5 protein-coding genes are annotated in these 6,352 nt (G+C 65.3%); 1 reads left to right on the plus strand and 4 read right to left on the minus strand.

Annotated elements, in window-relative coordinates; genetic code table 11:
- A partial coding sequence (secA, locus tag KH616_RS19920) for a preprotein translocase subunit SecA (RefSeq protein ID WP_292250089.1) occupies positions 1-2,793 on the minus strand: 2,793 nt, incomplete at its 3' end.
- Between the two features lie 269 nt (positions 2,794-3,062).
- On the opposite strand from secA, the gene KH616_RS19925 reads away from it, so the two are divergent.
- Positions 3,063-3,542 carry a DUF721 domain-containing protein gene (locus KH616_RS19925; RefSeq protein WP_292250090.1) on the plus strand — a complete coding sequence of 160 codons (480 nt, stop codon included), beginning with the start codon at positions 3,063-3,065 and terminating at the stop codon, positions 3,540-3,542.
- 67 nt (positions 3,543-3,609) lie between these two features.
- On the opposite strand, the gene lpxC is transcribed toward KH616_RS19925, so the two are convergent.
- The 3 genes from lpxC to KH616_RS19940 form a co-directional block, all read right to left on the minus strand.
- Positions 3,610-4,527 carry a UDP-3-O-acyl-N-acetylglucosamine deacetylase gene (gene lpxC, locus KH616_RS19930; RefSeq protein ID WP_292250092.1) on the minus strand — a complete coding sequence of 306 codons (918 nt, stop codon included), beginning with the start codon at positions 4,525-4,527 and terminating at the stop codon, positions 3,610-3,612.
- 241 nt (positions 4,528-4,768) lie between these two features.
- Positions 4,769-5,275 carry a peroxiredoxin gene (locus KH616_RS19935; RefSeq protein ID WP_292250093.1) on the minus strand — a complete coding sequence of 169 codons (507 nt, stop codon included), beginning with the start codon at positions 5,273-5,275 and terminating at the stop codon, positions 4,769-4,771.
- 209 nt (positions 5,276-5,484) lie between these two features.
- The coding region (locus KH616_RS19940; protein WP_292250094.1) for a cell division protein FtsZ at positions 5,485-6,352 on the minus strand (868 nt) is incomplete at its 5' end.

Here is a 6,352-nt window from a genome sequence, read left to right on the forward strand (position 1 = left end):
GTGACAGTGCTTGTACTTCTTGCCGCTGCCGCACGGGCACGGGTCGTTGCGGCCAACCTTCGGCATCTCGCCGCCGGGGCCGCTGTGGCTCATCGCGCTGCCGACCATCTCGGCGGTCGCCGTCGCCGCGGCCGCGCCGGCCGCTGCCGGTACGCCCGCTGCCGGTACGCCCGCCTCGGCAAACTCGGCATGCTGATATTCGACGTTCTCGAGATGGCCGCCGCGTTCCTCGATCTGCTCGGCCGCCTCCTCGAGCTGCTCCGGCGACTGGATCTGGACGTTCATCACGATCCGCGTGACTTCCTGCTTGATCGCCTCGAGCATCGCGGCGAACAGCTCGAACGCCTCACGCTTGTATTCCTGCTTCGGATTCTTCTGCGCATAGCCGCGCAGATGGATACCCTGGCGCAGGTGGTCGAGCGCGGCGAGGTGCTCGCGCCACAGACGGTCGACCGACTGCAGCATCACCGAGCGCTCGAATGCGCTGAACGACTCGCGGCCGACCAGTGCGACCTTGCCTTCGTACTGCTCGTCGGCAGCAGTCGTCACCGCATCGAGGATCTCGTCCGCCGTGATCGACGACGATTCGTTCACCATTTCCTGGATCGCGAGATCGAGCTGCCAGTCGTTGCGCAACGCTTCCTCGAGCTCGGGGATGTCCCACTGCTCTTCGATACTGCCCGCCGGCACGAACTGACGGACGACTTCGCCGATCACGCCGTGACGCATCGCGGCGATCGTCTCGGTGATGTCGTTCGCCTCGAGCAGTTCGTTGCGCTGCTGGTAGATGACCTTGCGCTGGTCGTTCGACACATCGTCGTATTCGAGCAGCTGCTTGCGGATGTCGAAGTTGCGCGCTTCGACCTTGCGCTGCGCCGATTCGATCGAGCGCGTGACGATGCCTGCCTCGATCGCCTCGCCTTCCGGCATCTTCAGGCGGTCCATGATCGCGCGCACGCGGTCGCCGGCGAAGATGCGCAGCAGCGGATCGTCGAGCGACAGGTAGAAACGCGACGAGCCCGGATCGCCCTGGCGGCCCGCACGGCCGCGCAGCTGGTTGTCGATCCGGCGCGACTCGTGACGCTCGGTGCCGATGATGTGCAAGCCGCCCGCGGCCTTCACCTGCTCGTGCAGCGTTTCCCACTCGTCGTGCAGCTGCTGGATGCGGCGCGCCTTCTCGTCGGCCGGGATCGACTCGTCGGCCTCGATGAACGCCGCCTGCTTCTCGGCGTTGCCGCCGAGCACGATGTCGGTACCGCGGCCCGCCATGTTGGTCGCGATCGTGATGCGCTTCGGACGGCCCGCCTCGGCGACGATCGCCGCTTCACGCGCGTGCTGCTTCGCGTTCAGCACTTCGTGCGGCAGGCCGGCCTGCGTCAGCAGATGCGACAGCAGCTCGGAGTTCTCGATCGACGTCGTGCCGACGAGCACCGGCTGGCCGCGCTCGTGACACTCGCGGATGTCGCGGATCACGGCGTCGTAGCGTTCCTTCGCGGTCTTGTAGATCTGATCCTGCTTGTCGATCCGCTTCGGCGGACGGTTGGTCGGAATCACGACCGTTTCGAGACCGTAGATCTCGTTGAATTCGTACGCTTCGGTGTCCGCCGTGCCGGTCATGCCCGACAGCTTCGCGTACATCCGGAAGTAGTTCTGGAACGTGATCGACGCGAGCGTCTGGTTCTCGCTCTGGATCTTCACGTGCTCCTTCGCCTCGACCGCCTGATGCAGGCCGTCGGACCAGCGGCGGCCCGCCATCAGGCGGCCCGTGAATTCGTCGACGATCACCACCTCGCCGTTCTGCACGACGTAGTGCTGGTCGAGATGGAACAGCGTGTGGGCGCGCAGTGCCGCATACACGTGGTGCATCAGCGTGATGTTCTGCGGTGCGTAGAGGCTCTCGCCCTCGCCAATCAGGCCCCATTCGGCGAGCAGGCGCTCCGCCTTCTCGTGACCCGATTCCGTCAGGAATACCTGGCGGGCCTTCTCGTCGAGCGTGTAATCGCCCGGCTTCTCGACGCCCGTGCCGTCGGCCTTCTCTTCGCCGATCTGGCGCTCGAGCAGCGGCGGCAGCGCGTTCATCCGCACATACAGCTCGGTGTGATCCTCGGCCTGGCCGGAGATGATCAGCGGCGTGCGCGCCTCGTCGATCAGGATCGAGTCGACTTCGTCAACGACAGCAAAGTTGAGCGCGCGCTGCACGCGTGCCTCGGTCTCGTAGACCATGTTGTCGCGCAGGTAGTCGAAGCCGAACTCGTTGTTCGTGCCGTACGTGATGTCGGCCGCATACGCCTGCTGCTTCTGCTCGTGGTCCATGCCGGACAGGTTGATGCCGACCGACAGCCCGAGGAAGTTGTAGAGGCGAGCCATCCACTCCGCGTCGCGTTGCGCCAGGTAGTCGTTGACCGTCACGACGTGCACGCCGCGGCCCGGCAGCGCGTTCAGGTACGCCGCGAGCGTCGCGACGAGCGTCTTGCCCTCGCCGGTGCGCATTTCGGCGATCTTCCCGTAATGCAGCACCATGCCGCCGATCAGCTGCACGTCGAAGTGGCGCATCTTCAGCACGCGGCGGCTGGCCTCGCGGCAGACCGCAAACGCTTCGGGCAGCAGCTTGTCGAGCGATTCGCCGGCCGCGATCCGCTGGCGGAATTCGTCCGTCTTGCCGCGCAACTGGTCGTCCGTCAGCTTCTCGATCTGCGTTTCGAGCGCATTGATCGCCGCGACGGTCTTTTGATATTGCTTGACGAGCCGCTGGTTACGGCTGCCAAAAATCTTCTGGAGAAAACCGGTTGTCATCGGATCGGATCCTGCGTCGCAGCACCGGCATCCGGCGCGCATCCCGCGCCCTGACGCCCGAGCCTCGGCGGCTTAGCATATGAGTGAATTCAAACGACAAATTTTAGCACGCGAGGAAGCCCGCGCCTGTGTCCTCGCTGCGGCGTCCCGGCAGGACGGCAGCTCGCCGCGCGGATGAGCCGGCCGGCAGGAAAGCGCGGCGCGCCTGTCCTGCCGCGGGTACAATCGGCGTCAACCTACGCGCGCCCTCGCGCCCGAAGCAAACCTCGATGAACCGATTTTCCCAGCGCCGCGCCCCAGCCGGGCCGCCTCGTCCGCAAGCCGTATCCGATGTGCTCAGGCGCACCGATGCGTTCGCCGCGCTGCGCGCCGGCGTCGAGCAGGTCGCGTCGCTGCAGCGCGACCTCGCCGCGCTGCTGCCCGATTACCTCGCCAGCCACGTCGAGCCGGGCTCGATCAAGGACGGCGTGCTGCCCCTGTTTGCCGCGCATAACGCGCTGGCCGCACGACTGCGTCAAGTGGAGCGGCGGCTGCTCGCGGAACTCCAGCAGCGCGGCTGGCCGGTCTCGGCACTGCGCGTACGCGTGCGTCCCCAGGCAATGCCGGAACCGCCGCGCGTGAAGCAGGCGCGCATGACGTCCGCGGGCGCCGCTGCGTTGCGCGATCTCGCGGACCACCTCGCACCGTCGCCGCTGCAGGCCGCACTCGCACGGATGGCGGCACGACACGGCGGCAAGACACCGGGCTGACCGGGCGGTAAACGAAAAAAGCGGCTCGATGGCCGCTTTTTTCATGGATACGTGTCCGGTGCGCCGGTCAGGCGAAAGCCGTCTGCGTGTCGAACGCGAAACCGCCGGGCGCCTTCTGCGGATCGTCGAACGAAACGATCTCGTACGCATCCTGATTCGCGAGCAATTCGCGCAGCAGCGCGTTGTTCAGCCCGTGGCCCGATTTGTATGCGGTGTACGCCGCCAGCAGCGGATGACCGACCACGTACAGATCGCCGATCGCGTCGAGCATCTTGTGCTTCACGAATTCGTCGTCGTAACGCAGCCCGTCGTTGTTCAGGATGCGGTATTCGTCGAGCACGATCGCGTTGTCCATGCTGCCGCCGCGCGCCAGGCCCAACTCGCGCATCATCTCGACCTCGTGTGCGAAGCCGAACGTGCGAGCACGCGCGATCTCGCGCACATACGACGTGTTCGCGAAGTCGACCTCGAGCTCCTGGCCGGTCTTGTCCACGGCCGGATGCCGGAAATCGATCGTGAATTTCAGCTTGAAACCGAAATAAGGGTCGAGCCGCGCGAACTTGTCGCCGTCGCGCACTTCGACCGGTTTCCTGACCTTGATGAAGCGCTTCGGCGCATTCTGCTCCTCGATGCCGGCCGACTGGATCAGGAACACGAACGACGCTGCGCTGCCGTCCATGATCGGGATTTCCTCCGCGGTCACGTCGACATACAGGTTGTCGATGCCGAGCCCCGCACAGGCGGACATCAAGTGCTCGACGGTCGACACGCGCGCGCCATCCTTCTGCAGCACCGATGCGAGCCGCGTATCGCCGATCGACATCGCCGATGCCGGAATATCGACCGGCGTGGGCAGGTCGACGCGCGAAAACACGATGCCCGTGCCCGGCGCGGCGGGACGGAGCGTCAGTTCGACCTTGCGGCCCGAGTGCAGACCGATACCCACGGTCTTCACAATCGATTTGATGGTGCGCTGCTTCAGCATGGTGATCTTCTTCTTGATTGAATATATCAATCAGGAGGTTAATTCGATAGGTGAGATTATAGCGTAATTCCCTATTCAACGCTGTTTGAAACTGCGTATCAAACTGTTTCGGTCGTTTACCCGACACCGATACAGGACGGGCCGATGTCCGGAACGGAGGCGTTTCCGGTCATCGGCCCGTGTTACAACTGCCCTGCGGCCCATGCGTGACGTTGCCCTCGAGCAACGGCGCATTGCGCGATCAGGACGTCAACATTGCCAGCACGCTTGCCGCATCGCTCACTTCGAATTTGCCCGGCGCTTCGACGGCCAGCGTCTTGACCACACCGTCGTCGACCACCATCGCGTAGCGGCGGGAACGGATTCCCATGCCACGCGCGGACAAATCCTGCGTCAGCCCCAGCGCATGAGTGAAAGCCGCGCTGCCGTCCGCCATCATGCGCACCTTGCCCGCGGTGTGCAGATCACGTCCCCAAGCGCCCATCACGAATGCGTCGTTGACGGACACGCACCAGATCTCGTCGATGCCCGCCGAGCGCAGTTGCTCGGCTTGCGCGACATAGCCCGGCACATGCTGCGCTGAACAGGTCGGCGTGAATGCGCCTGGCAACCCGAAGATCACCACCCGCTTCCCCGCCGTCTGCTCGCGCACGCTGCGGGCATTCGGCCCCAGCGTGCAGCCTGCGCGCGTGTCGTCGATGAACTCGAACACCTGCGCGTCGGGCAGCGCGTCGCCCACTTGAATCATGTCTGGTCCCTCATAGCGATACGGTTTGCTGCGTTACTGCACGTCACGGACGACACGGCCCCGCCCGCTTCGCCGATGCGAAGAGGACACGCTGCCCGGCCCGGCGTCGCGTGCGACGCGGCCTGTCACGGTCCGGCCTGTACGGTCCGTCACATCCGTCACGCCGGCTTCACCGCGGCGACACCGCCGCGGCTTCGCCTGTTCGTGCCTCAGTCGGCCTGCTTGCGCAGGAATGCCGGAATGTCGTACGTATCGACACCCTTTTCCTGCAGCGCTTGCACATGCGACGCCGCGGTTTCGCGCGAATTGCGCCACACCGCCGGCGTGTCGAGCGCGCCGTAGTCGGCCGTGCTGACGTGCGCCGGTGCGTAGCTGTGCGACGCCGCGTTGACCGGCTGGTTGTCCGTGCCGGTGCGCAGCAGCGTCATCGGCGCCGATTGCTGCTTCTTCACCGCGCGGCCGAGGCCCGTCGCGACGACCGTCACGCGCAGCGCGTCGCCCATCGCATCGTCGTACACCGCACCGAAGATCACCGTTGCGTCTTCCGCCGCGTAGCTCTTGATCGTGTTCATCACTTCGCGCGTTTCCGACAGGCGCAGCGAACGGCTCGACGTGATGTTGACCAGCACGCCGCGTGCGCCCGACAGATCGACGCCTTCGAGCAGCGGGCTCGCCACGGCCTGTTCGGCCGCGAGGCGGGCGCGATCGACGCCGGCGACCGTCGCCGTGCCCATCATCGCCTTGCCCTGCTCGCCCATCACGGTCTTCACGTCTTCAAAGTCGACGTTCACGAGACCATCGACATTGATGATTTCCGCAATGCCGGCCACCGCGTTGTTGAGCACGTCGTCGGCGCACTGGAAGCACTTGTCCATCTCGGCGTCGTCGCCCATCACATCGAACAGCTTGTCGTTCAGCACGACGATCAGCGAGTCGACGTGATCTTCCAGTTGCTGCGAGCCGGCTTCCGCGACGCGCATCCGCTTGCCGCCTTCGAACTCGAACGGCTTGCTGACGACGCCGACCGTCAGGATGCCCATTTCCTTCGCGATTTGCGCGACGACCGGGGCTGCGCCC

The sequence above is a fragment of the Burkholderia sp. genome, from assembly GCF_018375725.1.
Classification (GTDB): Bacteria; Pseudomonadota; Gammaproteobacteria; order Burkholderiales; family Burkholderiaceae; genus Burkholderia.

Bases quoted from the DNA above. Each gene is read 5' to 3' on its own strand.
- KH616_RS19935 (WP_292250093.1), bottom strand. From the start codon at position 5,275: ATGATTCAAGTGGGCGACGCGCTGCCCGACGCGCAGGTGTTCGAGTTC.
- KH616_RS19925 (WP_292250090.1), top strand. From the start codon at position 3,063: ATGAACCGATTTTCCCAGCGCCGCGCCCCAGCCGGGCCGCCTCGTCCG.
- lpxC (WP_292250092.1), bottom strand. From the start codon at position 4,527: ATGCTGAAGCAGCGCACCATCAAATCGATTGTGAAGACCGTGGGTATC.